Genomic DNA, 25,576 nt, shown 5'->3' with positions numbered 1-25,576 from the left:
AATGTGGGCGGGCCGCTCAGCACCCACTCAAAGCCACCTGGGGCCGTTCGCCCGCGAAGAAAAACGGCCGCAGACGCACGCCCACGCTGTTGCCGATAAACGCCGCCACCAGCCACACCCAACCGTGCAGGCTGCCCGAAGCGATGCCGCTGAAATAGGCGCCGATGTTGCAGCCGTAGGCCAGGCGCGAACCATAACCGAGCATCAGGCCGCCGATCACAGCCGCAATCAACGAGCGCGCCGGAATATTCAGGCTGGGCGCGAAACGCCCGGCCAGGCCCGCCGCCAGCAGCGCGCCGAGGACAATGCCGATATCCATGACGCTGGTGATGTCTTCCCATACCGGCGCGGCCAGCGCCTTGGCATTGCCCGGCATCTGCCAGAACGCCCAACTCGTCACGTCCACGCCCAGCCCACTCGCCACCTTGGCGCCCCACAGCGCGAACGCCGAAGTAATGCCCCACGGCCGCCCGGCCAGGGCCAGGGTGGCGTAGTTGAGCAACGCCAGGCCAATCGCGCCCCACACTAACGGCCAAGGCCCACGCAGGAAGCGGCGCAGGCCTTGGTGCTCGCTGTGCAGGCCTTGTTCAAGCTGGCCATGGCGGCGTTTTTCCAGGCGCACCGTGACTAGCGCAATCAACGCAAACAGCGCCAGGCTCAGGACCAACGCCGGCAGTACACCGAAACTCTTGACGATGGACACCGCGGGGAACGACGGCAACGCAAACCACCAATCGACATGATGGGTGGCGATCAACGAACCACAGATAAAGAACAACAGCGTCACCAGCATGCGCGCATTACCGCCGCCCACGGTAAACAAGGTACCCGATGCACAGCCGCCGCCCAGTTGCATACCGATCCCGAAGATAAACGCGCCGAACACCACCGACACCCCGGCCGGCGCCACCAACCCGGCCACCGGCTGACCGAACAGGCTGCCCGCGCCCAGCGCCGGGAAAAACAGCAGCACCGCTACCGCCAGCATCACCATCTGCGCACGCAAGCCGGCGCCACGCCGATCATTGATAAACACGCGCCAGGCCGAGGTGAAACCGAAGGCGGCGTGGTAGAGGGTCAGGCCCAGGGCGGCACCGACCACCAGCAACAGCACTTGGCGCGCACCCACCGTGTTTTGCAGGAACAGGGCGCCCGCCACCAGGATGATAAAGGCGATCAGTGGCGCGGCAGGCTTGCGCGCAGGCGTCAGGGAAACAGAGGTGCTCATGGGGATCTCGATGTATTTGAAGAAGGCCAGTATAGACCCTTCAGGTGCGGTCCTATTTGAGACTCAAGGAATTCCACGCTGCTTCGGCCAGCAGCTCACGGTACTCGAAGGGGCTCTTCTTGACCTTCGCCGACAACCACGCGCGGGAGTAGCTTTCCGCCGCGCCAATGATCAAGGAAGGGATAAGTTCTGCCGGCAAATGGTTGAAGTGCTCCTTGCGCCCTTCCCCACTCATCCAGGCTTTCAACTGCTGGTTGCGCTGCTGGTTGCGTGCAATCAGCTCGTCCTTGAACGGGCCGTTGGACACGGCAAAACGGCTTTGGAACACAAACCGCGCCCACTCCGGCTGTGCGCTGACCCATTCAACGTAGCTGTACACCAGGCCGACCACGCCGGCGTGGGCGGTGTCCGCCGTTTGCAGGTAGCGATCACGCAAACTGGCCTGGTCTTGCAGCGCAGCGAAGAACAGCGCCGCCACCAAGCCCTCTTTATTGCCGAAGTGGTGATAGATAGCGCCGACGCTGGTATCACAGCGCGCACGGATGGTTTCGATATTGGTCGCTTCGATACCCGCCTCGTTAAAGCACGCCAGCGCTTCACGCAGGATGGTGCGCTTGAGGTCGCTGCGCCGACCGGGAAAGGTGCGCTCGATAAGATCGATGGAGTGCATGGGGGGACGCCAAATAAAAACAGTTTATAGGTTGAGCGACCGCCAGAGAAAGCTTGGTTGACAGACAGGGAAATAACGGAATATTGTTCTGTTACAGAATATTATTCTGTAAACCACTTCTGAGGATATTCCTATGAGCCAAGCCCTGAGCATGTTCAATAGCGTCGGCCCCGCCGCATTCAGCAACCTGGCCTGCCAAATGGCCCCTTACTTCAGCACGATCACGCCGCAAATCGCCGAGCTGAAGCCCAACCACGCGGTGGTCACCGTGCCGTTTCGCAAGGAAATCACCAATCACCTGGCTTCGGTGCACGCCATCGCGCTGTGCAACGCCGCTGAACTGGCCGGCGGCATGATGACGGACGCGTCGATCCCCCCTGGCGCGCGCTGGATCCCCAAGGGCATGAGCGTGGAATACTTGGCCAAGGCAAAAACCGATATCCGCGCCGTCGCCGACGGCAGCGCTATCGATTGGCAAACCGCGGGGGACAAGATCGTGCCGGTAGAGATCTTCGATGCGAGCGACATCAAGGTGTTCACCGCCCACATCACCATGAATGTGAAACTCGCTTAGGCACTCGGCCATTCAGTGCCCCGCCGCCGCAGGCCCATTGGCAGACCGCCGTCCCGGCTTGAAACCATGGGCATGCGCCGTCCAGGCGATCAGCAGTGCGAGGATGATCAATACCAGCATCGCCCAGGGAAACGCGGCCACGCCCCAGCGTTCCAGCAGCACCCCGCCGATCACGCCACTGCCGGCAATCGCACTGTTCCACGCTACTACGTTCAGTGACAGCGCTACATCCGCGCCGTCACCGGCGGCATCGGCCAGGGCGGTTTGCAGCAAGGTGGCGGCGCCGCCAAAGCTCAGGCCCCATATCGCCACGCCGAGGTAGACCACTGCCGGCTGGCTGCCCAGCAGGCCGAACGCCACACAGATCGCCGCGAATACTCCCAGGCTCGCCAGCACGGTTTTGCGCAGCATCGGCTCGACCAAACGCGCCGTCAGCCATATACCCGCCAATGCGGCAACACCGAACACCAGCAGCACCAGGTCGACCCTGCTCGCCAAGCCAGCCCGCGCCACGAATGGCGCGATGTAGGTGTACAGAATGTTGTGGGCCAGCATCCAACTGATGACGACCGCCAGCACCGGGCGTACGCCGGGCGTAGTCAGCATTTTGCCAAGGGACACGCGCTGATGCGCAGGCTGTGGCGGATAGTCAGGGACCTTCACCAGCACCCACACGATCAGCCCTAGCGTCAGCACCGACATCAGGCCGAATGTGGTACGCCAACCCACCAGGCCACCGAGCCAGGTGCCCAGCGGCACACCCAGTGACAGCGCAATCGGCGTGCCGACCATCGCCAAGGCCAGGGCCTTGCCTTGTTGCTGTGGCGCTACCATGCGCCGCGCATAACCGGCCAGCAGGCTCCAGGCCAACCCTGCCGAAACGCCGGCAAAGAAGCGCGCCACCAGGGTCACGCCATAGTGAGACGACCACGCGGTGATGGAGTTAAACAACAAAAAACCAACGATGGTCAGCAGCAGCACATTACGCCGGCGCCAGCCACGAGTAGCGATGGTCATGGGGATCACCGCCAGCACCGAGCCCAGCGCATACGCGGTGACCATCTGCCCGGCCATGGACGGCGAAATGCCTAGGCCTGCGCTGATCAACGGCAACAGCCCGGCGGGCAGGGTTTCGGTGACGATGCAGATGAAACCGGTCATGGCCAGAGCGAGCAGCGCGCCGATGGGCAAGCGTTCAGACGACGCCGATAGGCTGAGTGAGGGTGTCATGGGAAACTCCTTGGCGGATTTAAGTACTGATCGATACAAATGTTGCGCGACCTGGCGTCGCATTGTCAACGACTTATGTATCGACTAGTATTTATCTCATCTCCCCAAGAGGATTGCCGTCATGGCGCAAATGGGCCGCCCCCGCAGCTTCGACCGAGAAGAGGCCGTTGAACAGGCCATGCACCTGTTCTGGCAGCACGGCTACGACGCCACCTCCCTTGCTCAACTCAAGACGGGCCTGGGTGGCGGCATTTCCGCACCGAGTTTCTACGCCGCGTTCGGCTCCAAGGAAGCACTGTTCGATGAGTGCGTGCAGCGCTACCTGGCAACCTACGCCCAGGTCACCGAATGCTTGTGGGATGAAAGTCTGCCGCCACGCCGGGCCGTCGAAACCGCATTGCGCCAGTCAGCGCGCATGCAATGCGACGACGCCCACCCCAAGGGCTGCATGGTGACACTGGGGGTGATGAGCGCGCCGAGCCCGGAGCATGCGCGGGTGGTGAACGCGCTGACCCAATCCCGGGCGCGAACCCGGGCGGGAATTGTCGCGTGTGTACAGCGGGCGATCCAGGCCGGCCAGTTGCCGGACACGCTGAATGTTGAGGCGATGGCGACCCTGTTCGATTGCTTCTTGCAGGGCGTGTCGATCCAGGCACGGGATAACACACCCCATGAGCAGATCGATGCGGCGATCAACCATCTGCTGTTGACCTGGGACATCGCGGCCTCTACGGCAGCGCCTATTCGTCACGGCACGCCAGCGCTGTTGAAAACATCACAGTCGTAAGGAAGAACACGGTCGCACTATCTATGTGCAGCGCTCGGCATCACGCTGGTGAAATCGAGGATGACCGTGAAGCGTTGTTGCTCGCGGATCACGTCAATCTGCCAGTTCAGTTTTGCGCACAATTGCCGCATCAACTGCAACCCAAGGCCATAGCCATAGTCGTCGGATTCCTGGCGCGGCTTGACCTCCCTGATGTGATTGGCAATCACCAGCCGAGGGTATTTGAAGCTGATATCTACTGCGCCCTCTTCGGCGTATTGCAGTGCATTGCGCAGGAAGTTGCCGATCACGATGCGGCACGCGGTAGGGGGCAGTCGGCAAGGTTCGTCGTGGATGTCGATGCTCAGCTCGATATCCCGGTTACCGATCAGGTAGCGGTGCTTCTCAATCAGTTCGCCGACCACTTCGCTCAAGTTAACGTCTTCCTCCGGCAGCGATTCGGCGTGCTCGCGACTCATCCACAGTAAGGTCTCGGCGATAAGCTGCATATTCAGCACGGAGCGTTCTATACGCTGCAAGGAGGGAGGCAGCACACCGCCGGATTGCAGGGCCAGCAGTTCGATATTGGCCTTGAGCACCGCCAATGGCGTTCGCAGTTCATGGCTGGTGTAGCGCAACAGGCGGCCTTCACGCTGGCTGGCGGCCTGCACTTGCTCGACACTTTTGGCCAGGGCATCGGCCAACATATTGAACTCCTTGAAGTTGAAACCAGGCCGCCTGCTGGCCAGGGCATCAGGGTTTTTCAAGGTGCCGGACCATTGGACCAAACGTCCCAGCGGACGGACCAACCACCACACGAGCAAAGCGATGATGATCAGCGCCGGCACGAATACCGCCAGGCTGATGAACTTAACGCTCTCTATGACCTGATCAAAATAGGCGTCAGACAATGGCGTCTCGACCTCCCCCCCGGCCTCTTTATCGTGGTCGATGTCGTACATGTAGAGAGTTTTGCCGTCACCCAGAGGCTGTTCAAGGATGATCTGGAATGGCTCGTCGTCGTCATCGGAATAGAGATCGCCGAAGATATTCACCGCACCGAAGGACAGATTCGGCGGTGTATTGAGCAACTCACGGACGTCCTGCGGCAACGCCTCCTTGCCGATGACGCTGGTATAGAAATAATTGTGCGGAGTCGGTGTGGTCGGGTCCTGCTTGTAGTGCCTGACAAAATACTGGGCTTCCTCTTCCATCATCGCGCTGGCGGTATAGAACAAGCCGCGCACGGTGAATTCAGGCAGCAGCCTGCTGTAGATCACCAGCACCACCGCAATCAGACACAGGAAACTCCCGCTGATCACCCATTTCAAGCTCAGGCCGTTACGCATGGGCTTTCACCTGAATGCCGACACCCGGCAGGGTATGGATCAACGGCCGGCCGAAGGGTTTGTCTACCGCCTTGCGCAGCCGATGCATATGTACTTTGAGCGTATTGCTGTCGGGTGGCTCATCGCCCCAGATCTTCGCTTCCAGGCGTTCTCGGGAAACGGGTTGGGGACTTGCGCGCATCAGGCTTTCCAACAAGGTCCAGCAAATGGGTGACAAATGCAGCTCCTGGCCCGCGCGGCTGACTTTGCGGGTAGTTAGTTCCATCACCAGATCATCTACTTGCAGGCGACTGGTCTGACCGCTGCGGCGCAGGCTCAGTGCGCGGATCCTGGCCAGCAGTTCAGCCAGTTCGAACGGCTTGACCAGGTAGTCGTCGGCGCCCGCAGCAAAACTGGCGAGCTTGTCCGACAAGGCGTCCAGCGAGGTCAGCATCAGGATGGGGGTCTGAATGCCTTGCTGACGCAACCGCTCGCATAATTGCTGGCCGTCCAGTCGCGGCAGCATGATATCCAGGAGAATCACGTCGTAATGCTGGTTAAGCGCCAGGTTGAGCCCGGTCTGGCCATTAGTGACGTGGTCGCAGACGATGCCGCTGATCTCCAGGTACTCGATGACGGTGGTGGCCAGATCCAGGTTGTCCTCGACCAACAGCAAGTGGATATGCACGGAAAAAACCTCGGACAGGGAGTGCGCAGAGGTTTGAAGGATAACGGAAGTCGAGCGGTTCCCTGCGGGTGTTTACCTGACGTTAACCCAGCGCTGATTAAGCTGAGGTTCCTCTCGTCCAGAGCTCGTCATCGCCATGAACCTGTCTTCGATGATCAAAGGCGTCCTGCTAGCCTTGATTTTCCTCACACTGCTGGTCGGTTGCCTGCCACCGCAAGCTCAGCGGGTGCGTATGGGAGGCAGCAGCTGGTTTCCGATTGGCCACAACATCGAGCACTCAGGGTCGTGGTATGTCACCCGTGCATGCTGATGACGTCGGTGCCAGCTATACCAACCAGTTAGTCGCCTGTGTAGTGCTGATTGTTTGTGTGTCGGTTGCGGTGGGTATCTATATCGCGCGCTTGAATGCCCATGTTGATAAGCAACGCGAGCTGGCGTCGGTATACCTGCACGAATGTCACAATGGGCGCGGGGGCTTTATCGTCTACCCTGATGGCAGGCGCAGCGCAGACGACTGCTACACCGCCACAGGGGGTAAATCGACGGATGCCGACGAGCCACAGGATCTTCCTGGCTTGCTTGGGGCTCAATAGCGTTGAATTCATCTGACCCTGCGTTGAATCCGCGCAGGCTTTTGACGGTAGAATCGCTGCGAATCGAGCTCCACCAAGGATAGGAAAGCAATGTATTTCAATTTCATCACTCTGCTCACGCTCACATTGCTCACTGGTTGTGCAGCAATCCCTTACGAAAAGCCGCAAGACCAGTTGAGCATCCAGAAAGACTTGTCATTAAAACCTGAAGAAATTGTCACAATGACCCAGGTGAATTGGTGCGCCTACGCCTATGGTGAACTGACGCCTTGCCATCCTCAGGAAGCGCTGGGGGTTCAGACTCGGACAAAATTGATATTGGCCAGTTACGACAAGCCCCACTACAAAAAAATTGTTGAAGTACAAGCCAGCGATGTCATGTGCGCGCACCTACAAACGCCGGTAGACACCACTCCAAATCTGTTTTTGTTCGCGCAACACTACGCCGTGCAGATTTGGCCAGTAGAGCCGAGTTTTAAACCGGATATAGCGAAGAAAAAACTCATCGTGGACACCATGCTCCAACCAGGAAAGCGAACCTTAGTGGGCACTGAAAAGGATTATGTAAAGGCCACGGGGCATGGGAGAGCAAGCATGACGATGACCGCTATCGTAAATCTGGTTAATCCTTGTACGCTTTGAAACCAAAAAGGTTGGTAGGTCCCTCCCGGAGCCTCATGCGTTAGCGTATAGAACGAGGACAGTGACGGCTGGGTATCGAGATCAACGAGTACGAAGACCCGCGTCGGCGCAGAACGCGCCTGGATTAACGCCAACCGTGGTTTTACCCGGCCCGCGTTTGGTTGAAACGACTGCAGCGACTTTCATTGGCCTTACCTCTGAATCGAAGGATTAGAGATGGCGTCATGGGAATCGCGCTAAGCGTTTGGATTGCTGAGTCAAATCCCAGGCAAAAAAAAGCCTGTATCTCTACAGGCTTTTCTCTATCTGGCTCACGACCTGGACTCGAATAGACAAATAAGCACCTGTTTTATAAAGACATTGTGCTGACCTCAAAAATACTTATCCCTACTATTATCCTAATTAAGCCCGGATTTTATACAACCTCTTTGGATCCCCCTGAGCACGGCAATCCGAACTGATGAGTTGTGACAGGAAACCAATCGGCCAGAAGAACAGTTGAGATTTACCCCCATAAGAACAATTGTTCAATTTGTGCTCGGTTTCAGCATCGACGGACATGGCGACTGGGTCAGGACCTCTTTCCGCGGGTTCCCTTCGACCACAATGCTGAGCTGAAAATGCCGCTGCCATAGTGTATGGCCCCGACGGGTGACGAAGCAGAACCCGCTCTGTGGGGAAAGAAGGCCAACGCGCCCGCCACGGAATTGGCGACGATAAGCCCATTCATGGATATGTAGAAAAATATGGGGACGACCAAGCCCCAAATTTTTGGCGTTGATGTCGAATCGACCCAATGGCCGATGCCACACTGACCTAACCCCAATCGGCAAAAATCCAGCACTGATAATGGTTCACAACGTAGGAGCCTAGGTCAGTAAAATTTCGGTAACTGGGTCAATCCTGCGCTGGCGATAACATCGCTTCCAGCAACCCCGACGTTGCGATTGCGATTGCGATTTCAACCCAGTGAAGGTCAGTTTCATTCCGCAAGGTGTATTGCACAGACGCTTACCTCTTGATGGCAATCCCCTCTTTGATGCGTGCGACTCGTTGTGGGCGCCAACACCGAAGTGACCCAGGCAGCGAGCATTACAACGCCCAGAATCCCAGTCGACCAAAGCTGGCCGCCAGCCTGAGGCGTGATGTCTGCCAGCGGCTGAGGGTTTGAATATGCTCTTGCTCAGCACCGGAATACGCGGTCAAGGCATTGAGCAACTCGATCATGCTGCCCACCCCGGAGTGATAACGGCCCTGGACAACCTCCAGCGACTGGCGCGATTGATCGACCAACTCGCTGGTGCGCTGCAGACTTTGGGTCTCAACATTCAACGTCTGGTAGCTGGCCCACAGGTCTAGCGCGACCTCTTGCTCGACCTCAGCCAGTTCTGCTCGGCCCGCGTCTACACGGGCTTGTGCTTGGCGGATCTGGTAGGTCCGGCCAAAACCGTCAAAGATCGGGATGCTCAACTGCAAACCAATACTGCGGTCCCGCTCACGCTCATCGCCATTGAATATCTTCGATTGCTGGCTACGGGCGTACGTCAGGTCGGCGGTCAGTGCCAGGCTCGGAAGGTTGGCAGCGCGTCGCTCATCAACGGCCGCCTGAGCGGCTCTGAGCCTAGCGTGTGCGGCGAGTACTGCCGGGTGATCCTGACGCGCCTGGGTCAACAACTCATCGGCCGCCTGCAGGAACTGAGTGTTCGGCAGTGGAGTGAGGTCACCCGCCAACTGCAGAGTCGTTTGGGGTGATAGCCCCATGCGCAAGGCAATCACGCCCAAAGCGTTATGCAATGCTCCACGGTCGCGGATCTGGCGCAAATTAGCCTGGGAAAACGCTGTTTGCGCCTGTAAGCGATCAGAAAGTGCGGCCGCACCGGCTTTGTATTTGGCATCCGCTGCTTCCAGATTGCGAGCCGCCAGTTCGGTGATCTGCACCGAGGCGGCCAAGCTGCGCTGAGCTGACAAGGCATCGTAATAAGCCTGCGCTGCCTCAACAAAAGTACGCTGCAACATGGCGTCCTGGGTAGCGTTGGCAGCCACCAGCAACTGGCGGGCATTGCGCAAGGCGGCCCCGCGTCGACCGAAGTCCACCAACACCCAACTGAGCTCAAGACTGGCGCTGTCGTGCCGCCGGTGCCCTTCACCAGAACGCAAGGCCGGCTCATCGTAGTCAACCCGACCATTGCCGCGACTACTGCTAACGCGCCCATCCAGGCGCGGCAGATACGCCGCCTGGCTGAGCCCAACCTGGGCAGCCTGAGCCTTGGCGTTGGCCCAACTGAGACGCGTCTGTGGGTCGTGGCACAGAATCAGTTCGACCACTAGCGCTAACGGCAAACGTTCAGGCAGCCGGCCAAAACTACACGGCAGCTCGCCACGTGCATCGTCATACACCGCTTGCAGGGAAACGTTGCGTGCAGTGTCAAAAACGTCTGGCTCAAAGGCCCATGCAGAACGTGAACAACACAGCAAAACCATCATCAAAACCGAGGATAATCGCTTCATACCTGGCTCTGTTTCATCTCTGGCGAAGTGTTCGCGGTATGTGCGCTATTCGTTGGTCCATCAGCATCGTCATGCACCACCCTACCGGCCAGAATCCGGATGACACGGTCCGCAGAGGCAATGGTTTCAGGGCGGTGGGCAACCATGATGCGCGTAATTCGCAACCCTTGAATGGCCTGATTCACGCGCTGTTCACATGCGACATCCAAGTGACTAGTGGCCTCGTCCAGGAAGAGTATTCGTGGTTTCTTATACAGTGCCCTGGCCAGCAGCACGCGTTGCTTTTGCCCCCCGGAAAGCACCGTGCCCATGTTCCCACCAAAGTGTTGTAACCCATCGGCATGGCTTGGATATCACTGTGAATCGACGCGATCCGGGCACATTCGATCAACCAGGACTGATCCACGTTGAGGTCGAAGAAACTGATGTTATCGCGCAAAGATCCCGCAAACAGCACATCGTCCTGAGTCACAGTACCTACCAGTTGCCGCAAACCATCCAGGCCCAGTTGCGCCATTTCGATACCGGCGATACGAATCTGCCCCCGAGTGGCCGGCAGGATACCGAGCATGACGTTCATCAGCGTGCTTTTGCCACAACCGGACGGCCCAACGATAGCCACCGACTCACCCGCAGCAATGTGCAGGTCGAGGTTGTCCAGCACCCAGGGCTCCTGCTCGGCATAGCGGTAGTGCAGTCCCTGGATTTCAATGCTCGCATCACAATCCATGAGTGTCTGCAGGTCGACACTGGAAACGGTTGTTTCCGGTGGGTGCAGAACAATATCTGCCAGCCGTTCGCCCTGCAGTTGCAACATACGCAGCTCGAAAAACTTGTCTATCAAGTTACCTACTCGGGTATCAAACTGCGTTCATGTGCTGCTGAAAGCTCCAGATAATGTTTGGCCTTAACATAGTCAGCTGCGCCAATCGCCTGTCCGTCCAGATACAAGGCACCCAAGGTCGCTTGTGCAGCGGCATAGTTTTGTTGGGCCAAGTCGGTCCATAGGTTTAGTGCGGCGTTGACATCCCGGGTGTGCCCCTTTCCCGTGAATAGCAATCCCGCTAGCATATTTCTGGCATCAGGATCGTTAGCTTGCTTGGCTAGCGTAGAAGCCAGGGAATAGGCACTTGAATAGTCATCTCGGTTGTAGGCCGTCCGCGCGTCGTTTATGTTTGCCGCGTGCGCGACCGAGAAAAATAGGGCATAGCAGGCAGCCATCAGCCCCTTACTGAACTGGAATTTTTTGTTTGTAGCAGGCTCTTGATTCATGTGTGTTCCATATCAATTCATAGTCTTGAAACGCTGGCCATCCCAAGACATAGGGCGTCAGGTACTTTTGTTCGGCCAGTGTCGTATAGGAAACATCTTTCGCACTCCCCCCTATGTTCAGATTGGTGGTGGTATGGGTAATTGCTCGGGGAAATGTACCATTCGCATCGGTCACTATTTTGCTTCGCTGATCACTCCTCGCTGAACCGACCTTGGTTTCGCCGCCACTTAAGTAGTAAAGATTACCGGTATCAAGGGAAGCAGCGGTTTGTTGGCCATCCACATTAGCGAGCACATATAAAAACTGAGTTTGTCGTGAATAAGAGCTGCCTAGAAAGACGCTGCCCACGCACTGCTGTTCAAGCGCCTCTATTTCCGCGGAGGTTACGTTCAGTGCAATATGCTCACTTCCAACAATGACACTGTCGAAACTAGACATCAGGTCCAGACCAAACAAACTGAGCGCCCCGCCCACTACAACCAGAACGTTTCTGAGTTCAATGCCCGAAAGGTTCATCTCCCTGATCAAGCCGTACTGGGCATTCACCGATTGCCGACTGTAATAACTATTGATTCCCACCGGCAACTTAATCAATTCAACGCCATATCGGAGGGCATCAGACTCGCCGATAACTGTCACGCTCGCGCCCGTATCAAACAAGAGCTTTGCCGCATGCCCATTTATTTCAACTTCAAGCAAAGGTTCTGTGGCGCTTTTTAGATAATCATTTTCTTCACTACTTAACACTATTTGAGTGCGCTTCAATAAGCCGGTTTGCCGATCGCCCACACGTTTGAGCGTATCGACATCCAACTGAGCAATAAACTGTTCGGCTCGACGAAGCTGTTCTGCAGTCATGGACGCCAGGACCTGCGCATAAGCCGCGAAGTGCCCATCATTCAGGTGATTACCGAGCAGTATGAGTTTGCAGGCGGTCGCCGTGTTTTCCACATTGAGGACTGCGCAATCACTAAGGTTGATTTGCGTCGCGGGCTTCTTGGACTGGGCCCTGGCCAGAACGGCGGAAAGCAGCGTATTAGCGTCTATTCTTGATGCTTCCAAACCGCGTAATGGAATAGAACTCGGGGCATACAGTTTAGCTTGTATGTCCTGCAACTCGACAGCACTCACTGGGTTCGACAGCAAGAATGCGACCACGTATAGAGTGAGGCTATTGCGGCCCATTATTTAGTCCAAATGATCGCTCGAGCCTTTTAATTTCGTCTTCCGACAGCAGCGACTTCGGTGGCACGGTGAACGCCTTTTCCGGCGACGGCAGCGGATTGGCGATAGTGGTCTTTTTTACTTTTGTTGCAATTTCTCCGCTGCTCATGGGGTACAAGGCCTCATCCAAACACTTATCCCGCATTGTTTGGCTGGACAAGCCATAGCAACCCTTTCCATTTGACAGCGCCCTGGCTTCACAGGTACTGCGACCATCAGGATCCTCCTGCTCTACACAGCTCAAAGAACCGAATGCGTGGCCTAGCACACTGGCCGGGTCAGCAGCATGAGCGACGGTGTAAAACAGCGCCGGCGCCAAGGCGAGTAATGTATTTCTCATATTCGGTCACTCATAGAAAGTGTGCCAATCAAGGCACACTTTTTTCACTTAGTACGTAATAGTTAAACCGACTCCCCCCGACAGCTCGCCTCCCGAAGCAGAGCCGCCTACGGTGACGCTGGTATTACCCGAAGTCCAGGTCGGTCCTGTGTAACCGCCATTTGATCCCAACCACTCAAACTCTCCGGGTTCCCAATCAGTGACAGGCTCAACCGTCGTCTGGCCGCCCGAAACAAGCGCCAACTCTTTCCGTCAGTACACGCATTTGATAACTCCTTGGCGACGGATAGAGCCTTCCATGGCCCGCCCGTTGGTTATTTGCCCTGATGGGCGCCTCAATTCCCTCTGAGAAAATAAACCTAGTGACCGGCCATAAAGCCAATGATGTCGCAATGGAAACGCACCCAATCATCCCACTCACCAAATAGCTCAGCCTGCCGGATGCGCAATACATGAGCGCCGGGCGAACAGTTATAAAAGTCATATAAGGGAATGTAGTTTTGCGATGTACGCCCCATCAGGGCATTGAACAACACACGTGCCAATCGCCCATTACCATCTACGAACGGATGACAATTCATTAGCCCTACGGAAGCAACGGATGCACCCAATAAGTCTTGGCGACTGCTCGGCAAATCGGCCACATACTTCCAAAGGGCCATAAGTGCCGATGGTATATCAGCCGCCTGAACAAACTCTACTGTGCAACCACGCTTATCAGGCCTGACACCTACTCGCGTCGTCCTGATTGTTACAGCGGTGCCTGTGAGCGCGCAGGCGGCGGCTTCCAACAGTTCACAAATCGTCGAGTAGTTCAAGGTGAACAGAGACTGTTCAAGTGCTGATGAAAACACCTCAACATACTGTTGTTCAGTAGGCGTTCTATTCTTCAAGGGCTCCAACGCATTATTCGTCGCATAATGCTCGAACAGCGGATGTCGGAAGCACCGCGATTTGCCATCGCACGCCAACACTGCCGATACCGATTCGGGCGAAATAGGCCACGGCTTATTTTTATACGTCTCAAGTCTTGCCTGAGCGCTAAGCACTGATTTAACCGTTCCCTCAGCCAGCACCAATCCAACCGGGTACGTTAGGGATTTTCTAAAATGCGCTTTTACTTTTGCCACGACAAAATCCATTTCATTCCGGTCCTATGCCTCGTGCACAAATAAATCTTGCGACGACAACATTTGAAAATAGCTATTCCCTCAAGAAAAAGCACTCTACCAACGAAACATGACACTTTTCCAAAATTCGTGTGAAACTTTTATTGATTTGTTATTTTATTAGCCCTCCCTACTTAACAAGTTGCACCCCTCAGCAGACACGTAATACATTGTCTACTCCCGCCGCCCCACCAAATTATAATAAACCAGCTCTCTCCTCACACAATTGGATAATTCACAATGGCCAATACCGACTTAGACTCGCTTTTTTCACAGCATTACTCCAACGCCAAGACCATGGAATTCCCAGCCTTCATTGACAACAAGTCAACTTGCAACCCAATCAATTCAGCACCTTATATAACGTCCCTTTCAAGCTTTTTTGAAGAACCTAAAGATCCAAAAAGGAGCTTGCTCTGCGCACGACTTAAAACCGCTATAGCAGAGTTGGCGATGGCTGATATTGGCGTTGAAATCATACTGATAGGTGGAAGTTTTCTGGACTCAACGGTCATCCCAGGCGATCTGGATTGCGTGCTCTTCTACTCATTGAGCACCGAAACGAGCACACTGGACTTTCAGCAATGGCAATATCAGATGAAAAAGCAAGACCTGGATGCCCGACTAATTCCTATGGACTCCAATCCGCTCATCATGTGGAAAGCCGCGTTATTTTTTGCCGTACTGTACACGCAAAGAAAAAACGCCGAGGGTGTCCCTACCGGCTTGATATTAATTGACTGCAAACGCTGAACGCGCACTCGAGCCATCTCAAAGAAACCGTCACGAATACGGCGTCATTCAGAAACATTCTTATATTTAACTATGAGCTGCCCGCACGACCCTGCGGATTAATTGACTCGATGTGACATACCCTTTAATGATCTTGACACAAAAAACCAACTTCACTCGGCAATTATAGAACCCACACAAGAGAACTGATAATGAGAGCGTTAACGGCAGAAGAACTATTGCTAGTTTCCGGTGGCACCACCACTGATTCGACGACTCCTGATCCTGACGATGGCGCCCTTGATACAGGCATGTCGTTTTAACTGAAGCAGCCTGGCTCACGTTGCGAGCCAGGCTACAACGTTTACTGAACCACTTCTGAATTGCTCGATCCGCTACCCGCTTCAAAACTCCTTGCCAGATGGCCTTAGCACGCTAGACTTAACGCCGCACAGACCGCTGTCGATGAGAAACGTGCTGCTGACCATCCAACCTTGGCACTGACGGCGGACCGGCCTATGCGCAAAGCCTGCAATCAAAGATATTCAATGGCAGTGAGCGCGGCCGCGACCGCGGCGTTGGCTTGCAATTGAGCATTCCGATCTTTGAAGGTTTTGGGCGTACCTGCCAGATCCGTAATGCACAGACCCTTGTCGAGGCGATCCAAGCGCAGTTGGCTGAGGTCGAAAACAGGTCGCGCGTGAGGCTGGCTGCCAATCTGGGTCGCCTGGGATTCTGGACGCTGAAATGAGATTATAGACAGTCTGTGAAAGTCACCCTCGATACAAGGTGTCCAGATAGAGGTTTTTTGCCTAACATTTGCCCCAGGCGTTCCAAACGCATAGCACGATTCGCTGGGCTGCTATTGATGCCTGACCATTTGCCATCTACGATTCACACGGGCGGCTAAATAAATACCTTCGGTTCAGTCACGATATCGCACAAATTCAACAGTAGGCTTGCTTTAACTACTGCACGAGGAGCTTGAAATTGAAATCTCTGTTATTTGTTTTTTTAGTGCTGGGGGTTTCTTGCAACTTCGTAAACGCAGCGCCTGTAGGAAAAACCCAGATTATTGAAGCGGCCATAAAGGAATGTAAAGGCTTGACCAGCTTGATAAACCCTTCAGTCCTGAGGTCGTCGGCGTTTTTCCCTGAGCCAGATGGAATCGTTGCCGTTTTAATACAGGGTATAAAGCCTCCACCGTCCATGAAAAATCAAGTAGGTGCTGAATTATGCCTATATTCTTTACACGAAAAAACGGCACGCCTTGCCAATTGGGATGCTTTGGCAAGATCAAAAGGTCTCCCCACTTATATAAGACCTCCTAGCAATCTCTAAATGAATAAAAATTGGCTACATGTATCGATATACACAACCCCTATAAATGACATGACTCACACTGTGAGTCATGTCCTTTCCAATCACATTGAAATAGTATCTGGAGGAGATACGTCCCCTGGGTCATGACTCATATCATCATCCAGACCTGGCCCAGGATCATGGGAAATCGGATCCTGTGATGTATCCCCCCCACCTGCAACAAGTAGCAGCTCTTCAGCGGTCAATTCCCTTAACGTACTCATCTTTAATCACCTGATTTAATAATGGATAATGTTTAAGCCTCTTTGCACATCCCCCCTCTGGTGACATCTTTAAAGTGTGCATACCTTGCGCCTGAGATGTCGCCCGCAAAATATTTCTCGATACTTCAAATAACGAAGTGCGTAGATGCCGAAGTATCTAAGCCATGCAAGCATGTCAAAACAGTTAAGGCCAAGTTAAGGTTTTATTGCATTCTGCAAGGCCTTCTCGCTTGCATATAACGCTTCAAAAAAGCCAGCGGAAATTTTGGTGGGTTACTGAGTTCACGATGCTCTAAAGGTTTCGGACTAACCTTCCAATTCCGTATGTCGAAGCAAGCCAGACAGCGCTGAACAAGGTCGAGCAATAGGTCACGCTGGACCTATGGTTCGGCTATCGAATGTTGAATATCAAGATTTAAAGTCCGCTGCGTACCAATGGGTGAGTCGATCAATCTCGCCAGTCTTGGATGTAGAAACGCAGATTTGGCCCAACAGTTACCGGATTTTCGTTCATGGTTGGCAGATAGCTAATGATTGGGAGCTACCTTCGTATGGTGGGTTAACCGGCGCGTCAGTTCCCTGTAGCAATGACTTGACCCACGCCTCCCCGCTGTTCGCGGTTTCGATTCACGCTTGCTCCCCACATTCGGTCGCCCTCATGCAGTTGCGCTTCACTTCGTTCGCTGTGATCAGCTTACGGTGGGACTTTTACCCACAAGATTGCGCCCCATGGTGGGCGCAAAGCAAAAAAAAAGCCTGCATCTCTGCAGGCTTTTCTCTATCTGGCTCCACGACCTGGACTCGAACCAGGGACCCAATGATTAACAGTCATTTGCTCTACCAACTGAGCTATCGCGGAATGCGCCGTATGTTACTGATTAAAAAGAAGAAGTCAAGCCTTCCCTGACACTTGTCGCGATTAACCGCCATGACCGCTTGAAAACGCCGGCTCCAGGGCCAAATCCAGCCAGGCCCGGGCCGCGGGTGGCAGGTGGGCGCTGGCGCGCCAGGCCAGGGCGATGTGCCAGTCGGTGTGGGGTTCGTCCAGGGGGATCAAGGCGATGCCGGCGTGTTGGTGCTTGTGCGCCAGCATGCGTGGCAGGAAGGCGACTCCCAGCCCGGCGGCGACCAGGTCGACGATAAAGTCGATCTGCCCGCTGCGGGCGGTGACTTTGGGGGCCACGCCCTTGCGCTCGCAAGCGCTGAGGATCTTGGCGTTGAGGGCGAAGCCGGCCTCGAACAGGATAAATGGCGAGTCCGCCAGATCGGTGAAGTCGATGCGCTTGCGACGCGCCAACGGGTGACTGATAGGCAGCACAGCGATCAGGGGTTCGTTGCGTACCGGCTGGTAGTCGAAGCCTTCGTCTACCGGCAACAGCAGGGCCGCGAGGTCGACCTCCCCCGCCTCCAGGCATTCGCGCAGTTTTTTACTGCCGTATTCGGTCAGTTCGATATCGATATCCGGGTAACGGCTGCGGTAAGCGGCAAACATGGCGGCAAACAACACGCCACATCCTACGGGCGGCAGGCCAATGCGTAGCACACCACGCTTGAGGCCGCGCAGGTCATTGATTTCAGCCACCAGGTCGTTGCGTTCGGCGAGTATCACCAGGGCGCGGCGGTAGGCAATTTCACCGGCAGCGGTAAGTTCGTTCTTATGGCCGAGGCGATTAAGCAGCGGCGTGCCCAGCTCGTCCTCCAAGGTCTTGACCGCCTTGCTGACGGTGGACTGGGTCAGCGCCACCGTATCGGCCGCTTGGGAAAAGCCGCCCTGGCGCACCACCTCGACAAACGCACGCAGGGTTCGCAGGTTCATCAGTATTCCTTTTGCGACTGGATATCAGTGATAAAAGTTGTTTTTATCATGTCACGATTTTGCTTATGGTGTAGCACTTTGCCCTGTGGAGACACCGTAGATGATCATCTCGTCCGCTTCCGACTACCGCGCTGCAGCCAAGCGCAAGTTGCCGCGCTTTCTGTTCGACTACATCGACGGCGGCGCCTATGCAGAGCACACCCTGCGCGCCAACAGTTCGGACCTGGTCGAGATCAGCCTGCGCCAGCGCATCCTGCGCAATGTCGACAACCTGAGCCTGAGCACCGAGCTGTTTGGCACTGAACTGGCGATGCCGGTGATCCTCAGCCCAGTGGGCCTGACCGGCATGTATGCGCGGCGCGGGGAAGTGCAAGCGGCCAAGGCGGCGGCCAATAAAAACATTCCCTTCTGCCTGTCGACGGTATCGGTGTGCTCGATTGAAGAAGTGGCCTCGCAAAGCCCGCAGTCGATCTGGTTCCAACTGTATGTGCTCAAGGATCGCGGCTTTATGCGCAACGCGCTGGAGCGGGCGCAGGCGGCTGGAGTCACCACGCTGGTGTTCACTGTCGACATGCCGACACCCGGCGCACGCTACCGCGATGCACACTCGGGCATGTCCGGCCCATACGCGGCGCAACGGCGCATGTTGCAGGCGATCACCAAGCCGCAATGGGCCTTCGATGTAGGCCTGATGGGTCGCCCCCACGACCTGGGCAATATCTCCAGGTACCTGGGCAAACCCACCCACCTGGAAGACTACATCGGCTGGCTCGCCAACAACTTCGACCCATCGATCAGCTGGAAAGACCTGGAATGGATCCGCGAGTTCTGGAAAGGCCCGATGATCATCAAGGGCATCCTCGACCCACAGGATGCCAAGGATGCGGTGAGTTTCGGCGCCGACGGTATCGTGGTCTCCAACCATGGCGGTCGCCAGCTCGACGGCGTGCTGTCCACGGCCAAGGCGTTGCCGCCGATTGCCGAAGCCGTGGGCGACGACCTGACTGTGCTGGTGGACTCCGGCATTCGCTCGGGGCTCGACGTAGTGCGCATGCTCGCCCTGGGTGCCAAGGCATGCCTGCTCGGGCGTGCCGCCGCCTATGCACTGGCCGCCGAGGGCCAGCACGGGGTGGAGAACCTGCTGGATATCTTCGCCAAGGAAATGCGCGTGGCGATGACCCTGACCGGGGTTACTTCAATCGCACAGATCGATCGCAGCACCCTGGTCTAGCCTTGCTGCTCGGCGATACCTCTCGACCTTAACGTATGCCTGGATTTTATCGTGATGGGAGCCGTGCTGTATTTGCGGCTCAATCCAGATTTCTTTATTTTCGACAAACAACCTGACCCGCAAAAAGAGTAAAACTGGGCAAGCTGTAGCAACTCCAGCTCCAACCAGCCAATTAACTGGCGCCATTGTTTGCCAGACTTTTCTGACCTTAAATACAGTCGATTGATTTATAAGGATAGTCTGAAGTAGGCCGCTATTTTTCGACTGCTGAGCCATAGGTGCTTTCAAAAAACGGCGGCCGTTCAAAACCGATCACGTCTGCCGCCTATTCCATCCATTTTTTCCGCTGAACGCTCCTCGCAGCAGCTATTTTCCTCATTACGGACGCACCTCTCCTGCGCTGGAGAGCAAATATCGACGCGCCATCCAAAGGTTCGACAGGGCGAACAGCGTCACCATCTGAGCAGTGTTTTTCACCAAGCCTCGGAAACGCACTTTCGTATAACCAAACTGACGCTTGATCACTCGAAATGGATGCTCAACCTTGGCGCGAACCTGGGCCTTGGCTTTCTCGATCTTGCGCATCGCTTTGTACAGCGCGCTGCGTTTACCGTGTTTTTTGTAGGTACTGCGCCGGGCTGCAATCTGCCAGATGACGTGGCGTCCCGCATGCTCTTCGCGCTTCTCGACACCGGTATAGCCTGCATCGGCGCAGACCACGTTCTCAGCACCGTGTAGCAGTTTGTCGAGTTGGGTTATGTCCGCGACGTTGGCCGCAGTGACCACCACGCTGTGCACCAGCCCTGACTCATCGTCGACACCAATGTGAGCTTTGGCACCGAAGTAATACTGGTTACCTTTCTTGGTTTGATGCATCTCAGGGTCGCGTTTGCCGTCCTTGTTCTTGGTCGAACTGGGCGCATGAATCAGCGTGGCATCGACGATGGTGCCTTGTCGCAGCGACAAGCCACGGTCGCCCAGATAGCCATTGATCACGCCGAGAATACCAACGGCCAACTCGTGCTTTTCCAGCAGGCGACGGAAGTTGAGGATGGTAGTTTCATCTGGGATCCGCTCCAGGCTCAGACCGGAAAACTGGCGCAAGATCGTCGTCTCGTACAGCGCTTCTTCCATCGCAGGATCGCTGTAACCGAACCAGTTCTGCATGAGATGAACCCGCAGCATCGCCATCAAAGGATAGGCCGGACGACCCCCTTCGCCCTTCGGGTAATGAGGTTCGATCAGGGCAATCAAACCCTTCCAGGGTACGACCCGATCCATCTCGATCAGGAACAATTCCTTGCGGGTCTGCTTGCGCTTACCGGCGTACTCGGCATCGGCGAAGGTCATTTGCTTCATTGAAAAGCTCGGCGATTGGTGTCCGGAGATTTTGCCAAATCAGGAAGTCTTTTTCAGGATTTCCATAACGATTTTTATTGACTGTATAAACTTGGCACGAATCTCGCTCTAATACTCTTCAAGCAGGTGAGGCGATGACAAGACGTGCGGCAGTGCCCCGGGGTTATAACCCGAGGCAAAGCGGTTTAAACTGTTTCCAATGTTTTACGGTACTGAAGGAACAGTAAGACGCTTGGCGTTCGCCACTCTCATCCCGCCTGTAAGACAGCCAAGTGCTTAGAGGCCATTCGTTTATGAAAACACCCACCCAGACCAACGCAATTGACTTCGACAGTGCCAAATTGCAGCGCCTGGGGTTGGGTCAGCCTTCCCTTCGCCCACGTCGCCCTGCAACCCTCACCGAACTTCGCCAGCAATTGAGCCAGCAGCTGCAAACCAGCCTTGAGCCGGAGCGTATCCTCAGTCTGTTCTTTCGCGAAATACAGCGCTTGGTACCACTGGATGCGTTGCAATATCGCCATGCCGCCAGCGACCTGCGCCTGGAGTTCGGCCATCGTGGCCACCATTCGGTGAGCTACACCTTGAGCCACGAGGGCGAGCACTTGGGCGAACTGGTATTGCGCCGTAACCAACGCCTGATCGAAGAGGAGCTGAACCAGCTCGAGGCGCTGTTGGTAACGTTGCTTTACCCGATGCGCAACGCCCTGCTCTACCGCGCCGCCACCCGCAGCGCCCTGCGTGACCCGTTGACCGAAACCGGCAACCGCGTCGCCATGGACCAGACCCTGCAACGGGAAATCGACATGGCCAGGCGGCACCTGCATCCTCTGTCGTTGCTGATGCTGGACATCGACCATTTCAAAAAAATCAATGACACCCATGGTCACGCCGCTGGCGACAGCGTGCTGCGCGCCGTGGCCGGGGCGATCAAGCGCCAGTTGCGTAACGTGGACATGGTGTTCCGCTTTGGCGGGGAAGAGTTTCTGATCCTGCTGTCCAACACCAGTCGCGAGGCCGCGAGGATGGTCGGTGAACGCCTGCGCCAGGCGGCACAAGCCCAGGACTACTGGGTGGAGGGCACGCGGATCGAATTGACGGTGAGCCTGGGCTGCTCGACGCTATTGGCGGCCGAGTCGGCTGAAAGCCTGTTGCGCCGGGCAGACAACGCGTTGTACGTGGCCAAGCGCGAAGGCCGTAACCGCTTGGCAATGGCGGGGTAAGCCCCCGCCATCGCACTTACCTCATGCCTCGCTGGCGACGCGCATTGGGCGCTCGCGAACCGCCGCCTTGTCTTGGTCTTTCTGCGCGTTCTCCAGGCGCATGCAGCTTTCCAGAAACAGGTACATGTAGTCGTAGCTCTTGCACACCGCCTGGCGCAGCTCTTCCTGGAGCGCCTTGCTCGGGTTGGTCCCGGCCAGGGTGCAGATGATTTCCAGGGCTTCCCACGGGTGGGCATCGTCGTACTGGGCGTGCATCTTGAGCCACTTCATCGCGCGCTTGCGATCTTCCTCAGGGAAGGCGGCAGCATACACACCGGTCGAGCAGACCACGGCGGACCACTCCCCAGTCGCCCCCTCGATCGCGTAGTTGGTGGCGGCAATCGCGACGATCAACGGATCGGCCGAACTTGTGTGCCAGCACCAATGGCTCAGTGCGTGCAGTTCCGGCGGTACGTCCTGCGCCTGCAGTTCTTCCAGGCTGACGCCGTGGGCGCGCGCCCAGTGCACCCAATAGTCGGCATGGTTGAGTTCCACGCGGATATTGCGCATCAGCCAACGTCGTGCCATGTCCTCCCCCGGGTGGCGGGCAAACTTGGTCTTGGTCAGGTTCTGCGCCATGTACAAGGCAAACTGTTCGACCACCGGCCAACCACCAATGAGGTAGTGGCGCATGGTCTGGGCGCTGAGGGCGTTGTCGCGCATGCGCTGATACAGTTCGTGCTCGACAACCCGGCGCTTGCTCTCGCTACAGGCCTGGATCAATTGCTGCGCCCAGGCGGGGTAACTCGAGGCTTCCATAAGCGGGCCGGTTCTGTTGAAGGTGTCGATCACTGTAGGGCTCCTTTTAAGTGTGATTGTACAGACCAGCAAATGTTTCAGCGGAAAGTGCCGGGCGCCTTGAATAACAGTGGCTGCGGCCGGGCAGGTCGACACTGCAAGCTATCAAAGGTAAACAACTGCGGGCGTTCAATCAGGTAGCCCTGAGCGTAATCCACACCGATCTCAAGCAACGCCTGTTCGATCTGGGGTGTTTCAACAAACTCGGCAATTGTGCGCTTACCCATGACGTGGCCGATGTGGTTGATCACTTCGACCATAGCGCGGTTAATCGGGTCGTCCAGCATATCCTTTACGAAACTTCCATCGATCTTCAGGAAGTCTACAGGTAAATGTTTCAAATATGCGAATGAGGACATTCCGGCGCAAAAGTCGTCGAGGGAAAAATGGCAGCCTAAGGCTTTGAGTTCATTAATAAAGCGAATCGCACTACCCAAATTGGCTATAGCACTGTTTTCAGTTATTTCAAAACAAATCATTTCTGGCGGTATGTTGTAAGTGTCGAATTTCTCACGCAAAAAACCGAGAAAATCATCATCGCCAATAGTTATGCCTGACAGATTTATCGCACACATCGCCATGGGCCGGCCCGGACGTTCATTCATGCAACGGGCGATAATCTTGAATACGTTCTCCACCACCCAGCGATCCAGGGAAGTCATCAAGCCGTAGCGTTCGGCCGCGGGGATAAAACTGTCAGGCAGGATGATTCGCCCCGCCTCATCATGCAGGCGCAGGAGAATTTCGATGTGCCCGTTGCCGGCTTCGGTCTGGCCCAAAGGCGCAATTTCCTGGGCGTAGAGACAAAAGCGATCGTCTTCAAGGGCCATGTGCAGCCGCTGCACCCAGGCCATCTCACCAAAGCGCAGGGACAGCTCGGAATCGTCGGCGTGGTAGACCTGCACGCGGTTGCGGCCCTTCTCCTTGGCCATGTAGCAGGCCATGTCGGCAGCGCGCAGCGAGGTTTCCAAGGTGGTCGGGGTTTGCGAGATATGCACCAGGCCAATACTGACGGTGGTCATGAACGGCCGGCCCTTCCACACAAAGTGCAGGCTTTGCACGGTATGACGCAAGCTCTCGGCGATCTTTTCCGCCACCGTCGGCGGGCAGTTCTCCAGCAGGATGCCGAACTCATCGCCGCCCAGGCGCGCCAACGTGTCGCCCTCGCGCAAGTCCGATTGCAACAGCGCACAGATGTGGCGTAGCAACTCGTCGCCTGCGGCATGGCCGCAGGTGTCATTGACCAGCTTGAACTGGTCGAGGTCGAGGAACATCAGCGCATGTCGCCCAGTTTGCTGGCGTGTGACGTGTTGCAGCACCTGTTCAAGGCGGAACTCGAATTCGCGACGATTGGCCAGGCCGGTCAAGGCATCGTGGGTCGCCTGCCAGGAAAGGTTGGCGATGTACTGGCGCTCCTGGGTCATGTCGTGCAGCACCAGCACCGCACCACTGATCTTGCCGGCGCTGCGGATCGGCGCGCCGACCAGGGTGACCGAGACGGTGCTGCCGTCCAGGCGCTGGATCAGCTTGGAATGCTCGCTGCCGCCACTGAGCTGGCCCTTGATGATGTGTTCGATCAAGGTGAAGCCATCGGGCTCGGCGTTTTCATCCAGCAACTTGAACAATGCCGCCAACGGCAAGCCCTGGGCTTGTTCCGACTTCCAGTGGGTCAACACTTCGGCCGCCGGGTTCATATAGGCAATGGCCCCGTCGACGTCAGTGGTAATCACTCCATCGCCGATCGACTCCAAGGTGATCTGCGCGCGCTCCTTCTCCGCTTGCAGGGCGTCGGCGAATGCATGGCGCTGGGCCAGCAACTTGTGGGTGCGCAGCAGCGCCAGGATGATCAAGCCAAGGGCCGTGGCCAGGTTGGTGATCAACAACAGGCGCAGGATCATCCGCGAACCTTCGCCCAAGGCATCGCTGAACGCCTTGGCCGCCGGGGTCACTCCCTCGTTGATGGCGATGATGCGCGCCTTCCAGCTACGCACATCATTGTCCGTGACCTGGTCAGTGCCGATGGCGCGGTGCATCTCCCGGGCCAGTTCATCCAGTTGTTCCAGATAAGCATCGCCGACTGTCCACAGTTCAATGGCTTTTTCCAGATAACTGAAATGGCGGAAGTTGAGGTACAGCCAGATCAGGCTGGGGACGTCATCCGGGTGATTGCCGCCCTTGAGAATGCCCAGGCGTGCGGCAGCCAGGTCAGGCTTGGCACTGTCCAGGGCGACACGCAATTCATGCCCGCCCTGGGGCACGGCAATGGCCTGTTGGTATTTGAGGTAAGTGGCGTCGTCACGGCTATCGGCATAGAGCGTCAGGTAGTAGATCGCGTCTTTCTGGCCCTTGGACCACAAGCTTTCGCCAGCCACATAGCCACGCACCGCAGAAAGCACGTAGAGACTGCCGCAGCCTAACAATGCCTGGAACAAGACAACGGCGATAAAGGGCCAGACGATACCCAGCAGCCGTGGCGTTCCGAGAGTCCGCTTTTGCTTCATGAAGTCCCTTGCACATGCACAGCTCAATACGCACGCGAAAATCCGCCTCCGATAGCACAGC

At 56.2% G+C, this 25,576-nt stretch carries 23 protein-coding genes, 1 tRNA gene and 2 pseudogenes; 9 read left to right on the top strand and 17 right to left on the bottom strand.

The genetic code is table 11. The features are described 5' to 3' along the window. Positions 1-16: 16 nt before the first annotated feature. Positions 17-1,228, bottom strand: coding sequence for a YeeE/YedE family protein (locus BLU48_RS04885; protein ID WP_057024570.1), 1,212 nt, complete (start codon positions 1,226-1,228; stop codon positions 17-19). Positions 1,229-1,280: 52 nt separating this feature from the next. Continuing rightward, the gene (locus BLU48_RS04880) at positions 1,281-1,898 is read right to left on the bottom strand and encodes a TetR/AcrR family transcriptional regulator (RefSeq protein ID WP_057024569.1); all 618 of its coding nucleotides are present in this window, start codon (positions 1,896-1,898) and stop codon (positions 1,281-1,283) included. A 133-nt stretch (positions 1,899-2,031) separates the two neighbouring features. Between BLU48_RS04880 and BLU48_RS04875 the strand changes: the two genes are divergently transcribed. Next, positions 2,032-2,472, top strand: a complete 441-nt coding sequence (locus BLU48_RS04875; RefSeq protein WP_057024568.1) for a hotdog fold domain-containing protein — start codon at positions 2,032-2,034, stop codon at positions 2,470-2,472. Positions 2,473-2,484: 12 nt separating this feature from the next. Here the strand turns inward: BLU48_RS04875 and BLU48_RS04870 are convergent, their stop codons facing one another. Next, positions 2,485-3,702, bottom strand: a complete 1,218-nt coding sequence (locus BLU48_RS04870; protein WP_057024567.1) for an MFS transporter — start codon at positions 3,700-3,702, stop codon at positions 2,485-2,487. Between the two features lie 121 nt (positions 3,703-3,823). On the opposite strand from BLU48_RS04870, the gene BLU48_RS04865 reads away from it, so the two are divergent. Beyond that, entirely contained in the window at positions 3,824-4,489 is a 666-nt protein-coding gene (locus BLU48_RS04865; protein ID WP_057024566.1) for a TetR/AcrR family transcriptional regulator, read from the top strand. A gap of 17 nt (positions 4,490-4,506) precedes the next feature. Here BLU48_RS04865 and BLU48_RS04860 read toward each other — a convergent pair whose 3' ends face one another. Next, positions 4,507-5,817, bottom strand: coding sequence for a sensor histidine kinase (locus BLU48_RS04860; protein ID WP_057024565.1), 1,311 nt, complete (start codon positions 5,815-5,817; stop codon positions 4,507-4,509). Continuing rightward, positions 5,810-6,484 (bottom strand): response regulator transcription factor, encoded by a 675-nt coding sequence (locus BLU48_RS04855; protein WP_057024564.1) that lies wholly within the window; start codon positions 6,482-6,484, stop codon positions 5,810-5,812. The genes BLU48_RS04860 and BLU48_RS04855 overlap by 8 nt, the downstream gene beginning before the upstream one ends. A 290-nt stretch (positions 6,485-6,774) precedes the next feature. Between BLU48_RS04855 and BLU48_RS04850 the strand changes: the two genes are divergently transcribed. Both BLU48_RS04850 and BLU48_RS04845 read left to right on the top strand, forming a co-directional pair. Continuing rightward, a complete protein-coding gene (locus BLU48_RS04850; protein ID WP_082636708.1) occupies positions 6,775-7,077 on the top strand; it encodes a hypothetical protein in 303 nt (100 codons plus the stop codon). A gap of 90 nt (positions 7,078-7,167) precedes the next feature. Beyond that, positions 7,168-7,719: a hypothetical protein gene (locus tag BLU48_RS04845; protein WP_057024562.1), complete on the top strand. Its 552-nt coding sequence runs from the start codon at positions 7,168-7,170 to the stop codon at positions 7,717-7,719. Between the two features lie 13 nt (positions 7,720-7,732). On the opposite strand, the pseudogene BLU48_RS32180 reads toward BLU48_RS04845, so the two are convergent. The 7 genes and pseudogenes from BLU48_RS32180 to BLU48_RS04805 all read right to left on the bottom strand — a co-directional run. Continuing rightward, positions 7,733-7,905 (bottom strand): annotated as a pseudogene (locus tag BLU48_RS32180) (ParA family protein); the annotation flags it as partial. A gap of 906 nt (positions 7,906-8,811) precedes the next feature. Beyond that, the gene (locus tag BLU48_RS04830) at positions 8,812-10,227 is read right to left on the bottom strand and encodes a TolC family protein (RefSeq protein ID WP_057024561.1); all 1,416 of its coding nucleotides are present in this window, start codon (positions 10,225-10,227) and stop codon (positions 8,812-8,814) included. After that, positions 10,224-11,098: pseudogene (locus tag BLU48_RS04825) on the bottom strand (ATP-binding cassette domain-containing protein); the annotation flags it as partial. The gene BLU48_RS04830 and the pseudogene BLU48_RS04825, both read right to left, overlap by 4 nt. Further along, on the bottom strand, positions 11,077-11,499 hold the full coding sequence (locus BLU48_RS04820; protein WP_124356219.1) for an SEL1-like repeat protein: 423 nt from the start codon (positions 11,497-11,499) through the stop codon (positions 11,077-11,079). The pseudogene BLU48_RS04825 and the gene BLU48_RS04820, both read right to left, overlap by 22 nt. Next, the gene (locus BLU48_RS04815; protein WP_057024559.1) at positions 11,456-12,685 is read right to left on the bottom strand and encodes a retropepsin-like aspartic protease; all 1,230 of its coding nucleotides are present in this window, start codon (positions 12,683-12,685) and stop codon (positions 11,456-11,458) included. Before BLU48_RS04815 ends, BLU48_RS04820 begins: the two co-directional genes overlap by 44 nt. Beyond that, positions 12,672-13,064, bottom strand: a complete 393-nt coding sequence (locus BLU48_RS04810; protein ID WP_057024558.1) for a hypothetical protein — start codon at positions 13,062-13,064, stop codon at positions 12,672-12,674. Before BLU48_RS04810 ends, BLU48_RS04815 begins: the two co-directional genes overlap by 14 nt. A gap of 359 nt (positions 13,065-13,423) precedes the next feature. Further along, the gene (locus tag BLU48_RS04805) at positions 13,424-14,206 is read right to left on the bottom strand and encodes a Fic family protein (RefSeq protein WP_057024557.1); all 783 of its coding nucleotides are present in this window, start codon (positions 14,204-14,206) and stop codon (positions 13,424-13,426) included. A 267-nt stretch (positions 14,207-14,473) separates the two neighbouring features. Between BLU48_RS04805 and BLU48_RS04800 the strand changes: the two genes are divergently transcribed. The 3 genes from BLU48_RS04800 to BLU48_RS31615 all read left to right on the top strand — a co-directional run bounded on the left by BLU48_RS04800 (position 14,474) and on the right by BLU48_RS31615 (position 16,306). Next, positions 14,474-14,986, top strand: coding sequence for a DUF6932 family protein (locus tag BLU48_RS04800; protein ID WP_057024556.1), 513 nt, complete (start codon positions 14,474-14,476; stop codon positions 14,984-14,986). Between the two features lie 562 nt (positions 14,987-15,548). Then, a complete protein-coding gene (locus tag BLU48_RS32610; RefSeq protein ID WP_169718282.1) occupies positions 15,549-15,716 on the top strand; it encodes a hypothetical protein in 168 nt (55 codons plus the stop codon). Positions 15,717-15,955: 239 nt separating this feature from the next. Further along, complete coding sequence (locus tag BLU48_RS31615; protein WP_124356220.1) at positions 15,956-16,306, top strand: hypothetical protein; 351 nt, start codon at positions 15,956-15,958, stop codon at positions 16,304-16,306. Positions 16,307-17,334: 1,028 nt separating this feature from the next. Here the strand turns inward: BLU48_RS31615 and BLU48_RS04785 are convergent. After that, a tRNA-Asn gene (locus BLU48_RS04785) sits at positions 17,335-17,410 on the bottom strand. A 60-nt stretch (positions 17,411-17,470) separates the two neighbouring features. Further along, the gene (locus BLU48_RS04780) at positions 17,471-18,367 is read right to left on the bottom strand and encodes a LysR family transcriptional regulator (protein ID WP_057024554.1); all 897 of its coding nucleotides are present in this window, start codon (positions 18,365-18,367) and stop codon (positions 17,471-17,473) included. Between the two features lie 100 nt (positions 18,368-18,467). Between BLU48_RS04780 and lldD the strand changes: the two genes are divergently transcribed. Next, entirely contained in the window at positions 18,468-19,598 is a 1,131-nt protein-coding gene (lldD, locus tag BLU48_RS04775; RefSeq protein WP_057024553.1) for an FMN-dependent L-lactate dehydrogenase LldD, read from the top strand. Between the two features lie 378 nt (positions 19,599-19,976). Here the strand turns inward: lldD and BLU48_RS04770 are convergent, their stop codons facing one another. Next, positions 19,977-20,957: an IS5 family transposase gene (locus BLU48_RS04770; protein WP_057025744.1), complete on the bottom strand. Its 981-nt coding sequence runs from the start codon at positions 20,955-20,957 to the stop codon at positions 19,977-19,979. A 293-nt stretch (positions 20,958-21,250) separates the two neighbouring features. On the opposite strand from BLU48_RS04770, the gene BLU48_RS04765 reads away from it, so the two are divergent. Next, positions 21,251-22,177, top strand: a complete 927-nt coding sequence (locus BLU48_RS04765; protein ID WP_057025475.1) for a GGDEF domain-containing protein — start codon at positions 21,251-21,253, stop codon at positions 22,175-22,177. A 21-nt stretch (positions 22,178-22,198) separates the two neighbouring features. On the opposite strand, the gene BLU48_RS04760 is transcribed toward BLU48_RS04765, so the two are convergent. Together BLU48_RS04760 and BLU48_RS04755 are read right to left on the bottom strand one after the other, a co-directional pair. Then, the gene (locus BLU48_RS04760) at positions 22,199-22,975 is read right to left on the bottom strand and encodes a TenA family transcriptional regulator (RefSeq protein ID WP_232923421.1); all 777 of its coding nucleotides are present in this window, start codon (positions 22,973-22,975) and stop codon (positions 22,199-22,201) included. A 77-nt stretch (positions 22,976-23,052) separates the two neighbouring features. After that, entirely contained in the window at positions 23,053-25,515 is a 2,463-nt protein-coding gene (locus BLU48_RS04755) for an EAL domain-containing protein (protein WP_057025476.1), read from the bottom strand. Between the last annotated feature and the right edge of the window lie 61 nt (positions 25,516-25,576).

The sequence above is a fragment of the Pseudomonas synxantha genome, from assembly GCF_900105675.1.
In the GTDB taxonomy this organism is placed as follows: domain Bacteria; phylum Pseudomonadota; class Gammaproteobacteria; order Pseudomonadales; family Pseudomonadaceae; genus Aquipseudomonas; species Aquipseudomonas synxantha.
The sequence above is the reverse complement of the archived record's forward strand: the minus strand, read 5'-3'. Positions and strand labels throughout refer to the sequence as shown.